The organism is Wolbachia endosymbiont (group B) of Rhopobota naevana, assembly GCF_947250615.1.
Classification (GTDB): domain Bacteria; phylum Pseudomonadota; class Alphaproteobacteria; order Rickettsiales; family Anaplasmataceae; genus Wolbachia.
In genome coordinates this window covers 243495-265091 of record NZ_OX366333.1, presented here as the reverse complement: position 1 = coordinate 265091, position 21597 = coordinate 243495, and the positions used below count along the sequence as shown (strand labels likewise).

At 35.6% G+C, this 21597-nt stretch carries 19 protein-coding genes; 5 read left to right on the top strand and 14 right to left on the bottom strand.

Features of this window, described 5'->3' with window-relative positions:
• The first annotated feature begins 200 nt into the window (after positions 1 to 200).
• From OOL01_RS01385 to OOL01_RS01375, 3 genes are read left to right on the top strand one after another with little or no spacing between them, the layout of a single operon-like run.
• Complete coding sequence (locus OOL01_RS01385) at positions 201 to 323, top strand: hypothetical protein (protein WP_264686502.1); 123 nt, start codon at positions 201 to 203, stop codon at positions 321 to 323.
• 43 nt (positions 324 to 366) lie between these two features.
• The gene (gene ltrA, locus OOL01_RS01380; protein ID WP_264686936.1) at positions 367 to 1698 is read left to right on the top strand and encodes a group II intron reverse transcriptase/maturase; all 1332 of its coding nucleotides are present in this window, start codon (positions 367 to 369) and stop codon (positions 1696 to 1698) included.
• 21 nt (positions 1699 to 1719) lie between these two features.
• Positions 1720 to 3786, top strand: coding sequence for an AAA family ATPase (locus OOL01_RS01375; RefSeq protein ID WP_264686935.1), 2067 nt, complete (start codon positions 1720 to 1722; stop codon positions 3784 to 3786).
• Here OOL01_RS01375 and OOL01_RS01370 read toward each other — a convergent pair.
• Complete coding sequence (locus OOL01_RS01370; RefSeq protein ID WP_264686429.1) at positions 3766 to 5004, bottom strand: IS256 family transposase; 1239 nt, start codon at positions 5002 to 5004, stop codon at positions 3766 to 3768. The two genes, OOL01_RS01375 and OOL01_RS01370, sit on opposite strands and share 21 nt — an antisense overlap.
• A gap of 106 nt (positions 5005 to 5110) precedes the next feature.
• Positions 5111 to 5299, bottom strand: coding sequence for a hypothetical protein (locus tag OOL01_RS01365; RefSeq protein WP_264686934.1), 189 nt, complete (start codon positions 5297 to 5299; stop codon positions 5111 to 5113).
• A gap of 250 nt (positions 5300 to 5549) precedes the next feature.
• Here OOL01_RS01365 and OOL01_RS01360 point away from each other — a divergent pair, with 250 nt between their 5' ends.
• Positions 5550 to 6416, top strand: coding sequence for a hypothetical protein (locus OOL01_RS01360; RefSeq protein ID WP_264686933.1), 867 nt, complete (start codon positions 5550 to 5552; stop codon positions 6414 to 6416).
• A 301-nt stretch (positions 6417 to 6717) separates the two neighbouring features.
• On the opposite strand, the gene rlmB is transcribed toward OOL01_RS01360, so the two are convergent.
• Positions 6718 to 7485 carry a 23S rRNA (guanosine(2251)-2'-O)-methyltransferase RlmB gene (rlmB, locus tag OOL01_RS01355; RefSeq protein ID WP_064085291.1) on the bottom strand — a complete coding sequence of 256 codons (768 nt, stop codon included), beginning with the start codon at positions 7483 to 7485 and terminating at the stop codon, positions 6718 to 6720.
• Between the two features lie 92 nt (positions 7486 to 7577).
• Between rlmB and OOL01_RS01350 the strand changes: the two genes are divergently transcribed.
• Positions 7578 to 8069 (top strand): Smr/MutS family protein, encoded by a 492-nt coding sequence (locus OOL01_RS01350; RefSeq protein ID WP_264374581.1) that lies wholly within the window; start codon positions 7578 to 7580, stop codon positions 8067 to 8069.
• An 11-nt stretch (positions 8070 to 8080) separates the two neighbouring features.
• Here OOL01_RS01350 and uvrC read toward each other — a convergent pair whose 3' ends face one another.
• The 11 genes from uvrC to OOL01_RS01295 form a co-directional block, all read right to left on the bottom strand.
• Positions 8081 to 9898 carry an excinuclease ABC subunit UvrC gene (gene uvrC, locus OOL01_RS01345; protein ID WP_264686932.1) on the bottom strand — a complete coding sequence of 606 codons (1818 nt, stop codon included), beginning with the start codon at positions 9896 to 9898 and terminating at the stop codon, positions 8081 to 8083.
• Positions 9882 to 11990, bottom strand: a complete 2109-nt coding sequence (gene glyS, locus OOL01_RS01340; protein WP_264686931.1) for a glycine--tRNA ligase subunit beta — start codon at positions 11988 to 11990, stop codon at positions 9882 to 9884. The genes uvrC and glyS overlap by 17 nt, the downstream gene beginning before the upstream one ends.
• 3 nt (positions 11991 to 11993) lie before the next feature.
• The gene (locus OOL01_RS01335; protein ID WP_264374578.1) at positions 11994 to 12833 is read right to left on the bottom strand and encodes a glycine--tRNA ligase subunit alpha; all 840 of its coding nucleotides are present in this window, start codon (positions 12831 to 12833) and stop codon (positions 11994 to 11996) included.
• A 44-nt stretch (positions 12834 to 12877) separates the two neighbouring features.
• Positions 12878 to 13636, bottom strand: a complete 759-nt coding sequence (locus OOL01_RS01330) for a hypothetical protein (protein ID WP_010404500.1) — start codon at positions 13634 to 13636, stop codon at positions 12878 to 12880.
• A gap of 661 nt (positions 13637 to 14297) precedes the next feature.
• A complete protein-coding gene (hemB, locus tag OOL01_RS01325) occupies positions 14298 to 15296 on the bottom strand; it encodes a porphobilinogen synthase (protein WP_010404406.1) in 999 nt (332 codons plus the stop codon).
• On the bottom strand, positions 15289 to 16314 hold the full coding sequence (nuoH, locus tag OOL01_RS01320) for an NADH-quinone oxidoreductase subunit NuoH (protein ID WP_010404403.1): 1026 nt from the start codon (positions 16312 to 16314) through the stop codon (positions 15289 to 15291). Before nuoH ends, hemB begins: the two co-directional genes overlap by 8 nt.
• A complete protein-coding gene (locus OOL01_RS01315) occupies positions 16298 to 16657 on the bottom strand; it encodes a hypothetical protein (RefSeq protein ID WP_246038627.1) in 360 nt (119 codons plus the stop codon). Before OOL01_RS01315 ends, nuoH begins: the two co-directional genes overlap by 17 nt.
• Positions 16658 to 16730: 73 nt before the next feature.
• Positions 16731 to 18779 carry an NADH-quinone oxidoreductase subunit NuoG gene (gene nuoG, locus OOL01_RS01310; RefSeq protein ID WP_264686930.1) on the bottom strand — a complete coding sequence of 683 codons (2049 nt, stop codon included), beginning with the start codon at positions 18777 to 18779 and terminating at the stop codon, positions 16731 to 16733.
• A gap of 5 nt (positions 18780 to 18784) precedes the next feature.
• Complete coding sequence (locus OOL01_RS01305) at positions 18785 to 18997, bottom strand: hypothetical protein (RefSeq protein WP_006279675.1); 213 nt, start codon at positions 18995 to 18997, stop codon at positions 18785 to 18787.
• Positions 18998 to 19254: 257 nt separating this feature from the next.
• Positions 19255 to 20751: a leucyl aminopeptidase gene (locus OOL01_RS01300; RefSeq protein ID WP_264686929.1), complete on the bottom strand. Its 1497-nt coding sequence runs from the start codon at positions 20749 to 20751 to the stop codon at positions 19255 to 19257.
• A 96-nt stretch (positions 20752 to 20847) separates the two neighbouring features.
• The gene (locus OOL01_RS01295; protein WP_064085711.1) at positions 20848 to 21489 is read right to left on the bottom strand and encodes a protocatechuate 3,4-dioxygenase; all 642 of its coding nucleotides are present in this window, start codon (positions 21487 to 21489) and stop codon (positions 20848 to 20850) included.
• Positions 21490 to 21597 lie beyond the last annotated feature (108 nt).

The window sequence follows — 21597 nt, the reverse complement described above, 5'->3', positions numbered from 1 at the left end:
GTGAAGTAGAGAGATGAACGAAAGTGAACCACTGATGAAGTGTCGAAAATGACAATTAGGAGGCGTCAAAACCAGGGGTTCTGTAGTAACCTGGGATAAGTCTATCAGGAGCTTGTTTACTGGGTAGATGGCGTCCGGCATAGAGGTGGCATGAATCTATTTTAGGCTATTGTGCGGAACTACGGGAACCTGTCGTTTCGATGATAAGGAAGAAATCCAAGGAGCTAAACTCTAAGGATGAGAGTACCGATGCGAAAAACAGGGGCGGATCAGCTCGTAGTAGTGAAGAAGTTTCTGTAATGGGAATGGAGCGAAGGGGCTGAGTTATTTAGTTTTAGTTATTTATCAACCGCAAGGGAGGAGTTAATGAATAAAACAAAGTCTTTTGATATACCAAAGCAACTTATTTGGAGAGCTTATAAACAAGTATCGAGAAATAAGGGTGCTGCTGGTGTAGATGAGGTTTCGATAACAAAATTTGAGGAAAATCTAAAAGATAATCTGTACAAACTATGGAATCGGATGTCATCTGGAAGTTATTTTCCAGAAGCTGTAAAAGCTGTTGCAATACCGAAAGGTACAGGAAGAGGACAAAGAATTTTAGGTGTTCCTTCAGTAATCGACAGGATAGGGCAAACAGTAGCTTCTATGTATCTTGAGCCGCTAGTAGAGCCAAAATTCCACGAAGATTCATATGGTTATAGACCAAATAGATCTGCATTGGATGCGGTAGACACAGCGCGTAAAAGATGCTGGAGGTACGATTGGGTGATAGATCTTGATATATCAGGATTTTTCGACAATTTAGACCACAAGTTGGCATTGCAAGCTATCAAGAAGCACACAGACTGCAAATGGGTCATACTGTATGTTGAAAGATGGATGAAAGCTCCAATTCAGCAAACAGATGGCAGTAAGGTAATCAGGGATAAAGGAGTTCCACAGGGAGGTTCAATAAGCCCGATAATCTCAAACATATTTATGCATCATGTATTTGATGAGTGGATGAGACAAAAGTGCCCAACAATACCATTTGAGAGGTATGTAGATGATGCGATAGTGCACTGTAAGACTCAGAAGCAGGCGGAATTTATGAAGATAGCAATTGAAGAAAGATTGGCTGAGCATAAGCTAAAATTACATCCTGAAAAGACACAAATTGTGTACTGCAAGGATGACAATAGAAAAAGTGAATTTCCTACGCAAAGTTTTGATTTTCTGGGCTACACATATAGACCAAGGTTAGCAAAAAGTAAAATAGGAAAGCATTTTGTTTCATTTCTTCCTGCAATTAGCAACAAAGCCAAGAAAAATATTACTACAACCATAAGGTCATGGAAAATACTACGAAATACACACAAAACATTAGAGGAAATATCAAAGATAGTAAATCCAATAGTCAGAGGCTGGTATCAGTACTATGGCAGGTTTTACAGGAAAGAGATATACAAACCTCTGAGAAACATAGAGCGGCACCTAGAAAAGTGGGTCAGAAGAAAGTACAAGAAACTTCGAACTCATGGAAGACTAGCAAGGCAACTTCTAGGAAAAATGAGAAAGGAAGGGCCAGAAACTTTCTACCACTGGATATTAGGTTTAGGTCAAAAGATGAATAATGGAAGCTGTGTGAGTCGAGAGGTTCATGCACAGTTTTGCGAGGGGCTCGTGGGGAAGTTCCACCGGTCTACTCTCCCTTAATTTGTCCGCAAAACGGACACTATGGTAGAGCTCAAAACTCAGCTTTTGCAAAACATCAGATCTTGTCTTTTTCACCTACTACCAAGAGGAACATTTCGTGGTGATAAGTTTTATGTAGGTGATGTACAGGGTAACAAAGGCAAAAGCACTGTAATAGAGTTAACAGGTGAAAGAGCTGGATTATGGAAAGATTTTGCAACAGGAGAAGGTGGTGACATTATTGACCTTTGGGCAACAGTACACGGGAAGAATGCAAAAACAGAGTTTCCTGAAGTAATGCTCTCAATAAGTGAATGGCTTGGCATCAAAGAAAAAAATAATATTAGAGATCTAGAACAATACCTGACTTGTAGTTGGAACTACTACGATGAAAATAACCAAGTAATCGTAATAGTCTACCGTTATGATCCTCCTTTAGAGAAAAAACAGTTTAAACCATTTGATTCTAAAAAGCAGAGATTCAAAGAGCCAGAGATAAGGCCGCTCTACAACATTCCAGGTATCTTAAAATCAGATAAGGTTGTTCTGGTTGAAGGAGAAAAATGCGCAGAAGTACTTATAGAGAAAGGAATAACTGCAACAACAGCAATGTTTGGAGCAAATGCACCTATTGATAAAACAGATTGGATTCCGCTAAAAGGTAAACATATTATCATTTGGCCAGACAATGATGAAGCAGGTAATAAATATGCTAAAAACGCTGAAAAGAAACTTTTAGAACTTGGTGTTGCATCACTTGCTACGCTTAGGATTCCACCAGATAAACTAAGGAGTTGGGATGCTGCTGATGCTGTACAAGAGAATATAGATATTTTTGACTTCATCGAAAAAAACTCAAGAAAAATAATTATTAAATCACCGCTTGATATTTTTAGCTGGAGTGTGGAGCGTTTTGTAGGTCCAGTACCAAAGCAAAGATTCTTAGTTGAAGGATTATTTCCTTTGGGTGTCACATCTATTTTAGCTGCAATGGGTGATACTGGTAAAGGCATGCTTCTTCTTGACCTAGCCCTCAAGGTTGCAGCTAGCATAGATCAGGTATGCGGATTTGGCCAACTTGTTACTGAACATGGATCTGTGGTGGTATTTTCTGCGGAGGATGATACAAATGAAATACATCGTCGCTTAGAACGACTTGATCCAAAATGCGAGAGATTGAAATATAAAGGTAGGCTATTTATTGTACCATTACCAAACATCGGAGGATCTCTTACCATACTTAAGAACGTTCGCGGTAAAGTTGTAGAAATCTCTCCAGAATTTGAGTCGGTAATGAAGCAGCTGAGCAGGATAAAGGATTTAAAGCTCATTATATTTGATCCCCTTGCTTCTTTCATTCATGCAGATTTAAATGCTGATCCAGCAGTAGGGGATTATCTCATGTGTTTATTATCTGATTTAGCATGTAGCACTGGAGCTTCAATAATTACTGCACATCATATGAGAAAGCTGAAGGGAGAAAAGCCTATATCAACAGTAGAGCAAGCACGAGATGCTATTCGAGGCACTTCTGCTCTCGTAAATGGAGTCAGGTGTTCTTTTGCTTTTTGGCCTGTTGAAGATATGACTAAACCAATGATTTTTAGGTCAATTGGAAAAATCCCAAGACAAAATGCACTATTTTATGGAGCTGTTGTTAAAGCAAATGGCCTGGCTGATCGTACCATACGCACTTACCTAAGAAATGAAGAAACAGGGCTATTGGAAGACATCACTGAACAATTAAAAGCTCAAAATATTAGCGATAAAGATCTTAAAATATATCTTATTGATTCAATTGCGCGAGCTGCTATTTCAGGACATCCATTTACTCACACAGGAAGTGCAGGAATACATAAACAACGACATAGACTGCCTGAAGTTTTTCATAGTATGGGAAGAGATAGATTAGAGCGTATAGTGCAAGAGCTTTTACAGGCAAAGCAAATAGTTAAAGGAATGGCTAATGGTTCAAAAGAGGATAAATGGCTCGATATTAAAACAGGACCATTTGCACGTGGAGTGGGAAAATTTATTCATGGAGCTGAAAAAAAGGGAATGTTCAAAAAAGTGTGTCAAAGCGAATTTTTAGTTCAACTCAATTTTTAACCTATCAGGAAAAAAGATATCAAGTTGAGATATAGTTAGAGCCCAATTAGGCAAAGCCATAGCCCATTTTTGCTCTATCTTTTTTATAGCACAATATACCAATTTGTACAAGGCATTTGTACTGGTAAATGAACCTTTGGTTTTAGTAAATTTTCTGATTTGTCTGTGCAACCCCTCAATTGGATTGGTGGTATAAATTAGCCTTCTAACAGGGCCAGAATACTTAAAATAACTAGACAAATTTTCCCAATTGTTTTGCCACGATTTTATGACTAAAGGATATTTTTCACCCCATTTTTCCTCCAGTTCAAGTAAATAATTTTCGGCGATTTCTCTACTTGTAGCACGGTATATTTTTTTCAAATCATTCATAAAAACTTTTATATCTTTGCTGGATACGTATTTTAGTGAATTTCTTATTTGGTGCACAATGCATAACTGTACCTCAGCATTGGGAAATACGCTATTTATATCTGTAGGGAAGCTTTTCAGACCGTCAACACAAGCTATCAAAATGTCTTCTACTCCTCTCTCTTTTAAGTCATTTAATACGCCTAGCCAGAAGTTAGCTCCCTCACTTTCTGCTAAGTAAAAACCCAGTACTTCTTTTCTGCCATTTTGGTCTATTCCTAATATATTGTACATGCATTTACTTATGCAATGTCCATTCTCTTTGACCTTAAAAAACATCCCATCCATAAATACTATCGGGTATACTGATTGTAGGGGACGACTCCTCCATTCATTGATTATAGGCAGTAATTTATCTGTAATTCCAGATATCTCTGCTGCAGATATTTTATGGTCATAGATTTCTTCCACATAGGATGCTATATCCCTGTATCCCACACCGCTTGCAAACATGTTCAAGACCTTTGTTTCAAGTTCTGGATGTAAGCTTGTTTGCCTTTTTTTCACTATCTGTGGTTCGAAACTTCCCTCTCTATCTCTTGGTGTCAATAGTTCAAATGAACCTGCACTCGTCTTCAAAGTTTTGCCATTCTTTCCGTTTCTTCGATTCTTTTCTTCTCTTTCATTGGATAAATGATGCTCTATTTCACCTTCTAGACTTGCTTCCAGCAGCCTTTTTACAAATGGTGTTAATGCTCCATCTCTCCCCATCAATGGTTTACCTTCCCTTATTGATGACAGTATATTTGCTTCCAGCTCTTTGTAATCTACCAGGCCAGTCGTTCCATTTTCTATTTTGTAACTCATATATCAAACCTCTATTTTTTGTTTCTATTTTATTTTTATTTCTCGGTTTGACACACTTTTTTGAACATTCCCCCAAATTACGAATTGCTATCAGATTCAAGTCACTTCAGCTTAGAAACACAAGATAACTTTGAGTTATTAGATCAACATCATGAATATAATCTCTATCTAGAGAATGGTTTTGTGAAAATGTTCGACTGCGCAAGCGATCACGTTTATCACGATCATAACTCAGCCTATATCTAATATACAAGGAGGGCCCTGCCCTCTTTTTGTTATTCCAATGCCCAGACACTGGCATCCAGTTAAATTTGCTAGTATAAAAGTAATCAACGTTTCTTATGATGGAAAAATGGATTCCAGTGTCAAGCACTGGAATAACACCAAAGGGGCTACTAGGATGACATCGTCTGCTACATACTTAGATCACAAGAGAAGAATTCTGAAGCGAAAAGCTTCAAGGAAATCTTATGCAAAATCTAGTATTTACGGAATTTATATTATTTTCATGCACATTATGGTTTTTATAATTAACGGAAAGTGATATGGCTAGTTTAACTTTTAAAGACAACTCTGGAGCAAATGTACCATCCCCTAACATTAAAAGCATAATTTATGAAGATGCTGCACAGAATAAGTATACCTTTGGTGTAGACAATGCTACTAATGTTTTCAACACTTTTAAGTATGAACCTAATGGTGCTGCTGAAATAGATTACAGTGCTACAGCAACAAACTTCATGACTGGAGGTGCAATTGCTACATTATTAGGTATTGGAACTAATGTAGATGCAATAAAAACTAAGACTGATTCTATTCCAGCTGACTTAAGCGCTGACTTAGTTACCATAAAAACTCAAGTCGGAACAGATCTGATATCAGGAATAAAGGCTAAGACTGATAAGATTACAGATACCTTAGGAGCTGATGTCACTGCTATAAAGGCTAAAACTGATACTATTCCAGCTGACTTAACAGCTAAAGTAACTGCTATAGAAACTGCTACAAATGCTGCTAATTTAGGAGACAAGGTTACTGCAATACAAACTAAGACTGATAAGATTACAGATACCTTTACTGCTGATGTTGCTGCTATAAAAGATGCTACAAGTGCTGCTAATTTAGGAAATAAGGTTACTGCAATACAAACTAAGACTGATAAGATGCCTGATGACTTAAACGATGAGTTAATTAAGTTAACTACAATAGGAAATGCTATAAATGGTAATGGTCACGTCACTGCAGCTGCTAAAGCTGTACTAGAGAGCAGTTTCAAGAAAGCTATTAAAGAAGCTGGAGAAGCTGGAGAAGATGGTAGCGAATGGCTTAGAAATGAGATAAAAGAGATAGTGTCACAGCCATCCTTCGAGATTCCAACAGATTCAAGTTCACCTCTTTCTTGGGATTGGTAATGTAAGTGCTAGTGAATGACATCGCAAGATGTCATTCACTGTTGTCATTACAGCATGTGATACACAGCTGTACGAACATTATTCTGTAGGAAGATGTCATGCCAGTGCCCAGACACTGGCATCCATTTTTCCATCATCATCAGAAACGTTATATTTTTTTTATACTCGCAAATTTAACTGGATCCCAGTGTCACGCACTGGGATGACATCTTCCAGCTGTGCATGTGAAGCTAAAATGGCATTCTTTTTTCTAGATTCCAACAGTCTTGATAGCAGGCAAAAAGTATATTTTTCATTGCAACTAATTTGCAGTGATTTTTGTTTTAATGTAGATGGAATATAGTCCTATTGCTGCTGCGTTTGAAACATTTAGACTGTTAATTACGTTTGACATTGGGATTTTTAAAAGATAATCACAATTTTCTTTAACTAGTCTCCGCATTCCTTTCTCTTCAGAACCAAAAACAATTACTCTTTTTTGCCCAAAATTCTTTATTTCATCTATATTTTCCTTTGCATTGCAATCAAACCCATAACACCAGTAGCCTATCTTTTTTAAAGACTCCATCGTCTTTACTATGTTTGTAACGTATATTAGAGGAACAATGTCTAATGCGCCACTTGCTGTTTTTGCGATAGATGCATTTTCGCTTGGTGAATGGTGATACGGTAAAACCAATGCATCAATGTTGAAACAAGCTGAGGTTCTTAAAATCGACCCTATATTGTGTGTATCAGTAATTTGATCTAAAATGACTATAGTAGAGTTTTCACCTGATCTTTCAGCTATTTCTTCAATATTTAAGCTGTGAAAAATAGGAGTAACTTTTAAAGCAATTCCTTGGTGATTTACACCTTTGGGTAAAACATCATTGAACATTTTGTTCTCTACCAGTCGAGCTTTAATGCCCTTACTATCTGCACATTGTTTAATTTCTTTCTCAAATTCTCTGTAGAAATTTTCTGTTACTAACAGTTCTATACACCGCCTATTTTTGTTTCTTAATGCTGAAATACAAGTGTGCTTTCCATATATCCAACAGTTTTCATTAGCTTTTGATGATTTCATCTCATTATTAAAAATCAGATTTTTATAGAGTAAGCAATATTTTACTGTGTTTATATATTGTTGTAAAATTATGCAGTTCAATTAATGAATTAATGTCAGATGATGAGTTAGATTGGCAAAAAAATGTTAAGCCAATAGAATGTGGAAAAGTTACTTTGAAAGTTGATCACAAAGTAAATATAAAATCTATGATTGATAAAGGTATCTCTGGCTTACAAGAAAATTTTCTTAATACTGATAATGGTGATTCATCATTTTGTCTTGACTACAATACAAAATTAAAGATCGATAGGGGCAAATATTTTATAAGCGATAAACTCGATTTGCATGGCTATAGTATAGATAATGCTTATTGTAAATTGATAGATTTTATTATCAAAAATTATCAAGCAAGGAATAGGTGCTTATTGGTAATTACGGGGCATGGTAATAGTACAGATAAAATAGACACTATAAAGAATAGCTTAAATAAGTGGTTGAATGACACAAAAGTTCGAAATATGATCTTATACTATCAGCAAGCCATAAAAAAACATGGTGGCAAAGGAGCTTTTTATGTCTTATTAAGAAGAAATAAAGGTTAATTTTAGAGTACCTATTTAGGAGTACCTTTCTTAGAATTCACGTGTTGAAGAATGATTTCTGCTAAACCTTTACTAATTCCAGGTACGTTTTGAATTTCAGCTAGAGAAGCTTTGCTTATGTTTTCTACCGAACCAAAATGAGACATGAGTGCCTTCTTTCTTTTACTGCCAACACCAGATATTTTACTTAATTGTGAAGCAAAAAACTGTTTATCGCGTTTTTTTCTATGCGAAGTTATCGCAAAACGGTGAGCTTCATTACGCAGCAATTGTAAATAAAGCATGACCTTGCTGTCACTTGCTAGAGTAAATTCTTCTCTGCTCGGCACATAAAATCTTTCATTTCCTGCGTTACGATCATGACCTTTTGCCATACAAGCAAAAGGAACGTTTATATTCAATATCTCCAACACATTCTGCACTATGGAAACATGTCCTGGCCCACCATCTATCAGTAAAAAATCAGGAATGATGTCTTTTATATTGCCAGAGAAACGTCTAGTAAGCACTTCTCTCATCATTTTATAGTCATCACCTGAAATTTCTTCTTTTATAGTAAATTTTCTGTACTCACTTTTTAAAAAACCTTCCTGCCCTGCAACAATCATCACACCAACTTGTTGATTTCCAGATATATGGCTATTATCATAAACCTCGATACGCTTTGGAATATTTGGTAACAAAAAGATTTTGCTAAGCTCTTCGAGCTTTTCTAGGTTATTTCTATAATCAGTAAGCTTCTGCTCTAGGCTATGCTTAGAATTATTGTAAATAAAATTCAACAAATCACGCTCTTTACTATTTTTCGCATACAAAACTTTTATTGATTTTTGAGTAAGAGCATAAAGTGCTTGCTCTATAATTTCCTTATCCTTAATAAAATCGGGAACGTAAATTTGTGCTGGTGGTGTATTAACTGGATTATACAAATTGACCAAAAAGGTGGATAAAATTTCATCATTTGGATGATCACTACAATTCTCAATGAAGTAAGGAATGCTTCCATAGTTACCTTTATCTCTGAAAGATAGTACACCAATGCATGCTAAGTCTGCCTCACGTACAATGCTGAAGAAATCTGCATCTTCTTCAAAAGAAAAATCCATTGGCTGCATTTGAATTTGCTGAAGAAATTTCAATCGATCTCTATAGACAGCAGCAAGCTCGTAGTTCATCTCCCTACTGCACTTTTCCATTGTAGAAAATAGCTGTCTTTGCACTTCTTTATTCCTTCCTAGCAGAGTATCTTGTGCTTGTTTTACTGATTTGCAGTAATCATCTTTTGTAATTTTATCTACGCATGGTGCTGAACAGCGCTTAACTTGATACTCAAGACATGGTCTTTTTGTTGAAGAGAAATATTGATCTGAACATACTCTTAAGAGAAAAGCTTTTTGCAATGATAATATAGTGTTCTTAACAGCAGCGGCAGATGGAAAAGGGCCGTAGTAATGAAACTCATTCTTCTTAAACTTACCTCTATATTTCGCTATTCTTGGATAATCATGCTTAGAAATTGTTATATAAGGATAAGATTTTCCATCCCTAAGCAAAATATTATAAGATGGTTTTAACGATTTTATTAACTGTGCTTCAAGAAGCAATGCTTCGATTTCATTCTCAGTGATGAATATTTCAACCTTAATAACCTGTAAGATCATTACTCTGATTCGTTCAGAAAGGTTTTCGAATTGAAGGTAGTCGGATAATCTCGACTTCAAGTTTTTTGCTTTACCAATGTATAAAACCTTATTCTTATCTCCAATCATCTTATAAACGCCACAGGATTGTGGAGATGATTTGATTTGTTCCTTATATTGCCTGAGCATTTATCAATTGTTTAACCTGTATAAGGTTAAACTCTGCTACTAAATGAAAGGTAGAAACAACATTTGCAAGCAAAGATAACCTGTTTATTCTAAGCTCATTAGAATCACAGTTAATCTTTACACTGTCCATAAATTGATTGATAAATGGAGCAAAACGAGCAAGTTCATCAAGCGCTGTATTAAAGTCGTTATTTTCTATCGCTTGTTTGATGTTTTTACAAGCAGCTATAGCACAATTTGATAGCGCAATCTCCTCATCTTCAATCAAAAACTTCTTACTGTAAGATGCATTATAAGTAGTGCCATCACTTTTTCTCACTTTGCTCATCATGTTACTGGCTCTTTTATAAGTGCTTAGAACCTGTTCACCTTCTTTTGTACTAAGATAACGATCCAATATCACAGTTTGCTTTTCCGCTTTCAGCAGATCATTAATATCGACTTTATATAGTATTGAATCTACAACATCTTGCCTTATATTTCTATTTTTTAAAATAATCTTGAACCTTTCTAAGCAGAATTTAAACACTAGTTCTGAAATTTGTTTTTCACTTGGCTTATCAACTGGAATTATATTTTTATTCAATAGAAGCCTTGAACATAAAGATACTGACTTATCTATCAGCAATCTAATTGGAATATGCAAATTATTTTCAAGTATTGTTCTAATTATACCAATTGTCATTCTCCGCAAACCAAACTGATCATACGAACCAGAGATTTTCTCACCTGCTGCAATTAAGCCAACCAAACTATCCATTTTGTCTGCAATAGCTACAGCAATCGCAGTAGGAGATTTAGGGCATTCTTGGTCCGATCCAATTGGCTTATAGTGCTCAGTTATAGCTTCCACTACTTCTTTATCCTCTTGAAAATAAGAAGCGTAGTATCCACTCATTACTCCTTGCAATCCCGGAAATTCTTTCACTATCAACGTTGCAAGATCTGCCTTTGCTAAATATGCAGCACGTTCAACTTTAATTAATGAAGCATGTGGAATAAATATCGCTACATACTTTGAAAGAGCGATAATACGCTTCACTTTTTCTTCTACGCTACCGAGCGAAGCATGAAATGAAATAGAGCTCAATTTTTTGACATAGTAATCTAGGTTTTCCTTCTTGTCTTGAGATATCAAAAACTGGGCATCAGCAAGACGTGCTTCTAATATTCTTTCATGGCCTTTGACAACTTCATTGTTGTTAACATTTACAACAGTAACAAAATGTGATATTTTCTGTCCATCACTTAAAGCAAGATACTTTTGCTGCGTATTAATTATACTAAGTATTACTTCCTTCGGTAATTCTGATGATTTTACTTTACCAAATAATACTATTGGCCACTCTATAAGCCCTGCCAATTCATTAAGTAAATAATCATTTTTTTCAAGTTGTAAGTTCTCCTCTTTTGTAAACTTATTAATCTGATCTAGTATAAATTGCTTTCTTTTGTCCAACTGGAGAATGACATTATTTTTTTCTAACAATTCAAAATAGTCTTTGGGTGTTTTAACAGTAAGTACTGCATCACCTGAAAGAAACCTATGACCATACGTCACGTTGCATGCTGTAACCCCTGCAAAAGATATAGGTATTATTTCGTCATTTAAAATACATAGAATATTTTTAATTGGCCTAACCCATCTCTCTTTTCTTTCACTCCATCTCATACTCTTTGGCCAAGAAAAGTTTTTTAGCATTTCCTCCAGTTGATTTTTGAGAAACCCGTTGATGTTAAATAAGCAGCTTTCTCTCTTAATGAAGTAAAAATCTTCATCGTTTACTTTGCGAATGAGTAAATCTTCTTCACCTTTCCGATTTTTTCTCAAAAAACCTTCGATAGCACTTTTCGGTGCATTAACTCTTGGTCCTTTAATCTCATTGTTAGAATCTTTTAGCTCCAAAGCACTTATGCCATCAATAAAAAGAGCAATGCGACGTGCAGTCACATAAACTTCTATAGATGCAAATTTCACATTATTTTTACTAAAAGCATTAGTGATATAGCTCTTAACCTGAGCTGCAGATGAATTCTGCATTCTTGATGGAATTTCTTCTGAAAGACATTCAAACAATAATTGTGACAACATATTCTACTTTGCTCTATATAATTCACAGCATTTTTTTGTTAACTCTCTCACTCTACCAATATAGGCTGTACGTTCATTCACACCAAGCACACCTCTTGCATCAAGTAGATTAAGTAGATGGCTCGTTTTAATACATTGGTCATAAGCTGCTATCGGCAATTCTTTTTCAACAAGGAATTTACACAGTTTTTCTGTATCCTCAAACTGCTGTTGTACTACTTTAGTATCATAATAATCAAGTGCCAGGTAAGAAAACTCTCGCTCTCTTTGTTTAAAAATATCTCCATAAGTTGCACCGCTACCGTTCCACATTATGTCGTAAACATTATCTACACCCTGTATGCACATTGCTAAACGCTCTAACCCATATGCTACTTCACCAGGAATTATTCTGCAGTCAATACCTCCCACTTGCTGTATATAAGTAAGTTGTGTTACTTCCATTCCGTTGCATGTAACCTCCCAACCAAGACCGGATGCGCCAACACTTGGGTTTTCCCAATCATCTTCAATAAACTTAATATCATATTCTTTTGTCGATACACCAAGAGCTTTTAAGCTATTTAAGTAAATATCTTGCAAATTGCTGCCAGATGGTTTTATTATAACTTGGTATTGATGATGCTGATATAAACGATTAGGGTTGTCGCCATAGCGTCCGTCTGCAGGTCTGATTACTGGTTGTAGATACGCAATTTTTGTTGATTTTTCGTCAATCGCTGACATGATTGTTGCGGGATGTAGTGTTCCAGCTCCAACTTCAGACGTATATGGATGAAGTATAGTACACCCTTCATCTGCCCAAAAATCTTGTAATCCCTTTATTATATCCTGTAGATTCACGCAAACTGTATATCTTTTAAACTGAATACATAAGCAAATAAGTACTATTCTATACTTATTTTTTTAATAGTGCCATGAAAATAGTCACTCAAGGCTATTGAACTTTCTTTTACATACTCAAATATGCTTTTGTTTAAAACAATCGCATCATGCATAGTCAGATCGCAGAATATAAATGCAGTCAAGTACAATAAAATCACTGCATAAAACACATGAAAAATCCCTTCAAATGTGATTGATATTGCATTGTTATAACTAAGCTGTATCGTACTTATCGGCCATGGTTTTATTACTTCTACAATATTAAAAAATAAATAAGGTATTATAAAGAAAAAGAACAAATGCATAAGATCATTAAACCAAAATGGACATTGAAGTATTGCCTTGCATATACTTAAATAGAATTTACTTACAATATAATAAATTGACATTATTGCCGGCATCGAAAACGCAACAGTCATCACCTGTCCTGATGCTATTTGTATTACTATATTCTCATCACTGCTGGCTGAAGGATCTTGAGTATGAAAAATAGATATGCCAACTAATTGCAGCACTAACATAACTATTGCTAGCTTGGTAAAAATAGCAGCTACAACTATGCCTGAATTCGGCATTTTATATAGTATAAAATCACCTCCGTATGTAAGCATTAATATAATGTCGGTAATAAATAATATTAGAAAAGAAGACCAATAATGCTGCCAACCCGGTAAATATCCTACTCCTAAAAAAGAGCTTACTATTTTGGCAGGAAAAACCTTGCCTAGCACCTTACCCAAAAATTGAAAAAAAATCCCCATGTCCTAACTAACACTTGACTTATATTTTTCACAATACTGAATTGTAATGGACTTATCAATACACTTCTTGCATAGAAAAAAGGCAAATAGTTAAAAACGATCTAAATTTACCAATAACCGTTATCCCTTCTTTCTTCATATTAGTGCCTCTATCCCAGTGCTCCTTTTCCTGTCATTCAAGTAGCCCCTTTGCGTCATTAGATCTCTTGCATAACTGGAATTCAAAAGTTGATGTCATTCCAGCTCATGACGCTGGAATCTAGTCTTTATTATGATTCAATTTGCGGTTAGTTTTTCTGGATCACAGTGTCACGCACTGTGATATGATGTCAGTATGTATAGCTAATTCAAAATATTAAAAAATTTACTAAATAAAAAAAGGCAAAAGAACCCCCTTATAGCGAGTTTTATAATTTAAATTGGCGTTGTAATAATGTGCTAACAAGCGCGATTTGGCTGAACGTAGAAAAAATAAAAAAGACATGCAGCCGCTATAATTTTATGTAATTTGCCAATAAATACCTGAGTTTTTTACTGAATTTTTGTTGTTAAATCTGCAGAGATTAAAAACAAGGATAAATACTTTTATTGATATGATAAGGAAAGTGGGAAGGTTTGTCAAGTCACTTCGGCCAGCTACCTACTTAGATGTTCCACACTGCTAAGTAGATACCAAATTTTTTGCAACATCAAGTGCAGCATAGGTAAATATTGCACTTGCACCTGCACGTTTAAAACCAATTAAGGACTCATAAATCACTCTGTTATAATCCAACCAGCCATTATTTGCTGCAGCTTTTATCATTGCGTATTCACCGCTTACTTGGTAAGCAAAAATCGGAAAATTAAACTTTTCACTTGCTGTTTTTATTACATCTAAGTATGGCATACCCGGCTTTATCATAATAAAATCTGCACCTTCATCTATATCCATTTCGATTTCGCAGATTGCTTCACGTGCATTTCTATAATCCATTTGATAACCACTTTTGTCGATGAAATTTGATGATGCGCACGAACCGACAACTTGCCTGAACGGCGCATAGAAGCTAGAACAGTACTTTACTGCATAGGACAATATTGACACATTCTGAAAGTTATTATCATCCAATGTTTTTCTTATTTTTCCTATCCTGCCATCCATCATATCAGAAGGAGCAACTATATCGCATCCTGCTTTTGCTAAAACAAGTGCTTGCTTACATAATGCTGACACAGTCTCGTCATTTTCTACATCTATCCTACTGCTTTTTAAAATGCCATCATGACCGTGAGTAGTGTATGGGTCTAGTGCAATGTCTGCAATAATGCCAATATCCGGTACATTTGATTTTACAGCACAAATTGCTTTACAGATTAAATTGTCAGGATTGTACGCTTCCTCGGCGTTTTCAGATTTTAGTTTACTATCAACTACAGGAAAAATTGCAACAGCATTAATCCCCGAGTCCTTAGCTTTCTGAATTATAGAAATTAATCCATCTATTGAATAACATTTGATATCAGGTAAGCCAGAAATTGGCTCAATTGTTTCTTCTCCGTCATGAACAAATAAGGGAAAAATCAAATCATTTACTGATAAAGTGCTTTCACTTGTTAAATTGCGAATCCACTTGCCTGAGCGCCTACGCCTTAACCTTGTATTTGGGAAATTAAACATTGGATCCAGGCAAATTCCCAGTAAAAAGCAACACTCCTGAAATGAGTATTACCCAAAGTACCGATATTGGCAAAAATACTTTCCAACCAAGACGCATTAATTGATCATAACGATAACGAGGTATTGTAGCTCTAATCCAAACAAATATAAACAAAAGTACAACTATCTTCAAAACAAACCAGATTAAACTAGGAATTTTATACAGCAAACTAAGCTCTAATGGAGGATACCACCCTCCTAGAAAGAATATTGTCATCATAGCGCTTGCTAAAATCATATTTGCATATTCTCCCAAGAAAAAGAGAGCAAAAGGCATTGATGAATACTCGACGTTATACCCAGAGACGAGCTCTGCTTCAGCTTCTGGCAAGTCAAATGGGTGACGATTAGTTTCGGCAAGCAAAGAAATAAAAAATATTATTCCTATAGGCATTAGTAATAAATCAATCCAAAATGGCATATTATGTTTCGCTACCACCATCTCTCCAAGATTTAATGTGCCAGTTGTAATAACAACTGTAGCAACTATTAGACCTATTGAAACTTCATATGAAATCATTTGAGCAGCTGACCTTATAGCGCCAAGAAATGCATAATTAGAATTACTAGACCAGCCTGCAATAATAATGCCATATATTCCCAAAGAGGATATAGCTAGCACATAAAGCACTCCAACATTAATATTTGATATTACCTTAGGGATTATTACCTGCTGTCCATTTTCTGTAATTATTTCAGCTCCAAATGGTATAACTGCCCAGGAAATTAATGCTAAAATAAAGGTGAGCATTGGAGCCATAATAAACAGTATGGTGTTTGCTCTAAATGGTATTATCGGCTCTTTAATTATCAATTTGATAGCATCTGCAAATGGCTGTAGTAGCCCAAATGGCCCTACTACACTTGGACCATGCCTTAGTTGAATTGCACCAATAACTTTACGCTCAAAGTACACTAAATATGCTACTGAAAGCAAAAGTGGAATAAGAAGAAAAAGAATATCAAATATCAAGTACATGCAACCCTAAATCAAAAAAATAGTTCATAATTGTGGCAATAAAAAATACAGCAAATGCTCTAGACACAAAAGACAATGTCCCTATTGAAATCAATAGGACAACACTTTTCTGTACAGCATTTAGCTTAATAGAATAGTAAAATGATATGCATATGAATGACACTAGTGACATCATAATTAAGATCATTGTGAGAGGCAAATAATTCCCTCTTCCCTCGGTAACTATAATAAATGTTATTGCCATCCATACATATCCTTCCGTAAATAGTGCAATAATATCATTGATAAAATCAACTAGCTTATAAACGAACTGTTTTTCTAATGTATTTTGTTCTTTACACAAAAATATAGAGTTTAATTTTCGTTGAAAATATACCAGAGTTATTAGTAATAATGGTGTTAGAATAAATAAAATATTAAGTAGAGTGTTCATAAAAATCCTTAGTACAATCTGCCATTATTTTTGAAGCACGACCTATTGAGTCTGTCATATAAAAATTACACTCCTTTAAAGTAAAAGGCGTATTACTTAAATTTATTTTACCATTGCTGATTGGTACCCATGTATTTTTTACCACTTGATCAACACTTCTAAACTGTGGACCGATAGTATCTAATTTTTTTCTCACATCAAATAAACTATCATATAACAAGGAAAGGCTCAAATATTGGGATAAATTTTTAATAATCAACCAATCTTCCTTTGCTTCACCAGGAGGAAAAACAGCTAAATTTGTTCTCTGTACTCGCCCTTCAGTATTTACATAAGTTGCATATTTTTCTGTGTATGCAGCTCCAGGTAGAATGACATCTGCTATATGCGCTCCCCTATCACCATGGTGGCCTTGATAAATTACAAATGTATTTTCTAATTTTGATGTATCAATTTCATCTGCACCAAGAAGATAAACAACTTCCACCTCGCCACTTTCTGCTTGCTTTAGTATTTGACTAATATCTTTTCCATCTTTTTTAGGAACAAATCCAATATCGAGTCCACCAACTCTTGCTGCAGCCTTATGCAGTACGTTAAAGCCATTCCAGTTATCTCTGATCATGTTAAATTTTTCTGCAATTTTGCCAGTTAGCGCTAAAATTGATTCAGAATCATCTCTTACTAATGCATCTTGACCGATGATGAGCATAGGATTTGAGGCAACACTCAGCAGCTTGCAAAATTTATGATTTCCTTTTGCTATTTCGTCTAAGATATTTGGGTTATTGCCTAACCTCTCAACATGGTATAAATACTCAACGTTAGGGCCAATGCTTGCAATAGGAAAATTGCCTTGTAAATATCTCTTTCTCAATCTTGCATTAATGATTGGTGCTTCTATCCTTGGATTCGTATTGATTAGCAAGCATAAATCTGCACTTTCTATATCCTGAATAGTGGTATTGAACACATAAGATCCACGATTACTTGATATAAGATTTGCACCATCTTGCCTGCAGTCTATATTCCCCGAACCAAGCTTCTGCATCACTTCTTTGAGTAGAAGCATAGACTCACAATCTGCTAAATCACCTGCAATTGCAGCTATTTTGTTTGATTTCGTACTCTTTAGTTTCTTTGCAGCAAAAGCCAATGCTTCATTCCAATCAACTGGAATTAATTTGCCCTCTTTTTTTATATAAGGTCGATCGAGGCGTTGTACTTTGAGTCCATCGTAAGCAAAACGAGTTTTGTCTGATATCCATTCTTCGTTCACTTCTTCATTGAGTCTTGGCAATATTCGCATAACTTCAGGACCACGACAATCAACTCTAATATTACTTCCCACAGCATCTAGCACATCTATAGTTTCACAATGTGATAGCTCCCATGGACGTGCTGTAAAAGAATAGGGCTTTGAAGTTAAAGCTCCCACCGGGCAAAGATCTATAATATTCCCAGATAATTCAGAGCTAATATGCCTTTTTATGTAAGTACTAATCTCTATATTTTCTCCCCTTCCAATTCCTCCAAGTTCATTTGTACCTGCAACATCAGACAAAAATCTAACACACCGAGTGCAATGAATACACCTGTTCATTGCAGTTTCAATCAGCGGACCAAAATGTTTTTTTGGCACAGCCCTCTTATATTCATCAAGTCTGCTGATTCCTTTACCATAAGCCATCGTGATATCTTGCAAATCGCATTCACCACCTTGATCGCAAATTGGGCAATCAAGCGGGTGGTTAATTAGCAAAAACTCAAGCACACCTTCACGTGCTTTTTTAACCTTAGGGGTATCAGTGTGAATAACCATCCCTTCTGCAACTGGCATTGCACAAGAGGCTACTGGTTTTGGAGGGCCACCCTCAACTTCAACCAAACACATTCTGCAGTTACCAGCAATTGCTAAACGCTCATGATAACAAAACCGTGGAACTTCAACGCCCACAACTTCACAAGCTTGAATTATAGTGAGCCCATGCTCTACTTCACATTCCTTAGAATTAATAGTAACTTTAACCACAACTACTATACAGCTTCCCACTTTATAGGATTGCCGCTTACCTCATCTTCAACTAGATTGCCGTTATCGTATTGAGCAGACATATAGTTCATACGTGAATCACGGTCTATATATCTAACCGGCTTTACCGGTTTATCCTTATACATTTTTTGTTCTGCTTTCTTACGCTGAGTAGGGTTATTTTTACTAGCTGTTTTCGCTTTTCCGCCTGCTGCCATATAAACTCCTAAAAACTTCCTATTTTATTCTAACACTTAAGTATATACCGTCAATACCAAATAGCTTTAAAGTTTTAATAGTCCATCATTACAATCATCATTTGAACAAAATACTTTCTCTTGATGCTGCTCAAGTGTGTAACTTTAGAATCCCCAAAAAAGAAAATGTAAGTTACTTTGATGATATCATTTTCTACGTCTTATAAATAGACATTCATGTAGCCGTAAATTAAGCTATAAACTCAATACAAAGATCCTTAATTATTAATCTCATAGTACTTCTCAACCAACTTATTTAGCAACCTTACACCGAAACCTACTGCCCCTCTTGGAGAAATATCAGTGCCTTTTTCGTGCCAAGCAGTGCCTGCAATGTCTAAATGTGCCCAACAAGTGTCGTTTACAAAACGCTGTAGAAACTGTGCAGCCATTATACTATCTCCACCAGAACCTGCAGGAGCTATATTTTGCACATCAGCAATCGGCGAATCAATAATTTTGTTATAAGTTTCATTCATAGGAAAACGCCATAATTTCTCATTTACTTCATTTCCTGCATCAATCAGATGATTCGCTAATTCATCGTTATTTGAAAAAAGACCAGCATATTCATTATTTCCCAGTGCAACCACTATAGCACCAGTTAAAGTTGCAAGGTCGATCATAAATTTCGGTGCAAATCTATCTTGTGTATACCATAAAGCATCCGCAAGTATTAGTCTTCCCTCTGCATCGGTATTTAATATTTCTATTGTTTGTCCAGACATTGAAGTGACTACATCGCTCGGTCTTTGAGCATTACCATCCACTGCATTTTCTGCAAGTGCAACCACACCAATTGCATTTACTTTTGCTTTTCGCCCAGCTAGAGTATGCATCACTCCAACTACAGTAGCAGAACCTGCCATGTCATATTTCATTGACTCCATACCGCGTGAGGGTTTAAGTGACACTCCACCAGTGTCAAACGTTATACCCTTGCCTATAAAAGCTATTGGTTTTTGTTCTTGAGAAGCCCCATTCCATTTTATCACCACTAACTTTGGCTCTTTACTACTTCCTTGTGCTACTCCAAGCAGGGCTCCCATTTTTTTCTCTTCCATTTGCTTTTTATCAAGCACTTCAACCTCAAGACCAAGTTTAGTAAGTTCAGCTTTTATACGATTAGCGTAAGACTCTGGATATAAAATATTAGGTGGCTCAGTAGTAAAAGCACGTGCAAGAAAGATACCTTCACCTTCGTGTTTTAAACGCTCAAATGATTTTTCAATGCTACTTAACTGTTCATCTTTTACTAATAATGTAATTTCCTCTACTTCTGTAATTTTTTCATCCTTTTTAGTTTTATACTTATTAAACTTGAAACTGCGCAGAAATGCTCCATATGCAACATTTGCTGTACTGCCCTCGATTGAAATAGCTGCTCGCTTGATTCTTAATCTGCTTAGCTCACAATATATTTTACCACCAATATTTAATCCTTTGCTTTCATCCCATTCATCTCTCATTCCAAGACCAGCAACTATAATATTTTTTCCCTCTGATGAAGTAACGGAGAAAAATTCACCAAAACCTCCATTAAAACCACTAAATTTCTTGATGTTATCTATAGCTTGCTTATCTTGTAGAACATTAGTTATGAGCTTATCACCCTCAAACAAACCTACCACTAGCGTCTCAAAATCGGGTAAAGCTTTAGAAATTGTTATCTTCATCGTTGACATCTCCGTTGCAAATAATTGTAAGCTGCACATAAAACATAGTAAAAACATTAGTAAGATATTTTTCATATACATTTTAAGTACAATAGCGCTTAAGACTACTATGAACTCCCCTGATATGCAAGGGCTTTATCTTTTATCAGAAAATTTGTTATGCCCACCTAGGGTTATATTAAATGTGTAGGTCTTCATGGCCTGATTGTTATAAGTAAATGGTGCTATCAGAAGGCTTGCAAGTCCACTCTCAATAAGATTACCAAGAAGAAGATCATCACAGTTATCGCAATTATGATCAGCAAAAAACATTTGTGTTGTGAATTCTGGAAAATCTGGATGTTGGACCAAAAAGTTGATGTGTGGAGCCCTATCACCAATTTTACCTGGTACTATTGTAATAAAATTATAATAGCCAAGGTTATTTACTACAAATCTTCCTGATCCAGCAAAATTTGGATCAAGCTCCACATTTTCATCATAATAGCTCATGCCAAGTGAGTCTGCGTGCCATATAGAAACCACAGCATTTTGTATCGGTAAGCAATTTACATCAGTAACTCTACCCACTACATTTATTAATTCTCCTGCTGCATTATTTGGAGAGCCAGGTTTTCTTCTTAAATTATTTGAAGAGTTAAAGCTTTTTGGCCTTGTTTCAAGATCATAAATCCCTGGAGTTTCAATACAATTAAGCAAAATAGGATCAGCCGCAAATAATGACAAATCGAATATAAATTGTACTAAAAACGCTAATAAGATATTTTTTACATTCATTTTGTTTATAGTGCTTTTATCAGAATTATAGCAACCTTTTTCTTTTATTAAAGACAAGACTTTCTTTGAATCCTCCTTAGAATCACAACTATCCTTTCAGTGTATGAG

What these genes read in the sequence shown, in the direction of transcription:
- OOL01_RS01385 (WP_264686502.1), top strand. Translation starts at nt 201, where the DNA reads ATGATAAGGAAGAAATCCAAGGAGCTAAACTCTAAGGATGAGAGTACC.
- ltrA (WP_264686936.1), top strand. Translation starts at nt 367, where the DNA reads ATGAATAAAACAAAGTCTTTTGATATACCAAAGCAACTTATTTGGAGA.
- OOL01_RS01375 (WP_264686935.1), top strand. Translation starts at nt 1,720, where the DNA reads ATGGTAGAGCTCAAAACTCAGCTTTTGCAAAACATCAGATCTTGTCTT.
- OOL01_RS01370 (WP_264686429.1), bottom strand. Translation starts at nt 5,004, where the DNA reads ATGAGTTACAAAATAGAAAATGGAACGACTGGCCTGGTAGATTACAAA.
- OOL01_RS01360 (WP_264686933.1), top strand. Translation starts at nt 5,550, where the DNA reads ATGGCTAGTTTAACTTTTAAAGACAACTCTGGAGCAAATGTACCATCC.
- rlmB (WP_064085291.1), bottom strand. Translation starts at nt 7,485, where the DNA reads ATGAAATCATCAAAAGCTAATGAAAACTGTTGGATATATGGAAAGCAC.
- OOL01_RS01350 (WP_264374581.1), top strand. Translation starts at nt 7,578, where the DNA reads ATGTCAGATGATGAGTTAGATTGGCAAAAAAATGTTAAGCCAATAGAA.
- uvrC (WP_264686932.1), bottom strand. Translation starts at nt 9,898, where the DNA reads ATGCTCAGGCAATATAAGGAACAAATCAAATCATCTCCACAATCCTGT.
- glyS (WP_264686931.1), bottom strand. Translation starts at nt 11,990, where the DNA reads ATGTTGTCACAATTATTGTTTGAATGTCTTTCAGAAGAAATTCCATCA.
- OOL01_RS01330 (WP_010404500.1), bottom strand. Translation starts at nt 13,636, where the DNA reads ATGGGGATTTTTTTTCAATTTTTGGGTAAGGTGCTAGGCAAGGTTTTT.
- hemB (WP_010404406.1), bottom strand. Translation starts at nt 15,296, where the DNA reads ATGTTTAATTTCCCAAATACAAGGTTAAGGCGTAGGCGCTCAGGCAAG.
- nuoH (WP_010404403.1), bottom strand. Translation starts at nt 16,314, where the DNA reads ATGTACTTGATATTTGATATTCTTTTTCTTCTTATTCCACTTTTGCTT.
- OOL01_RS01305 (WP_006279675.1), bottom strand. Translation starts at nt 18,997, where the DNA reads ATGGCAGCAGGCGGAAAAGCGAAAACAGCTAGTAAAAATAACCCTACT.
- OOL01_RS01300 (WP_264686929.1), bottom strand. Translation starts at nt 20,751, where the DNA reads ATGTGCAGCTTACAATTATTTGCAACGGAGATGTCAACGATGAAGATA.
- OOL01_RS01295 (WP_064085711.1), bottom strand. Translation starts at nt 21,489, where the DNA reads ATGAATGTAAAAAATATCTTATTAGCGTTTTTAGTACAATTTATATTC.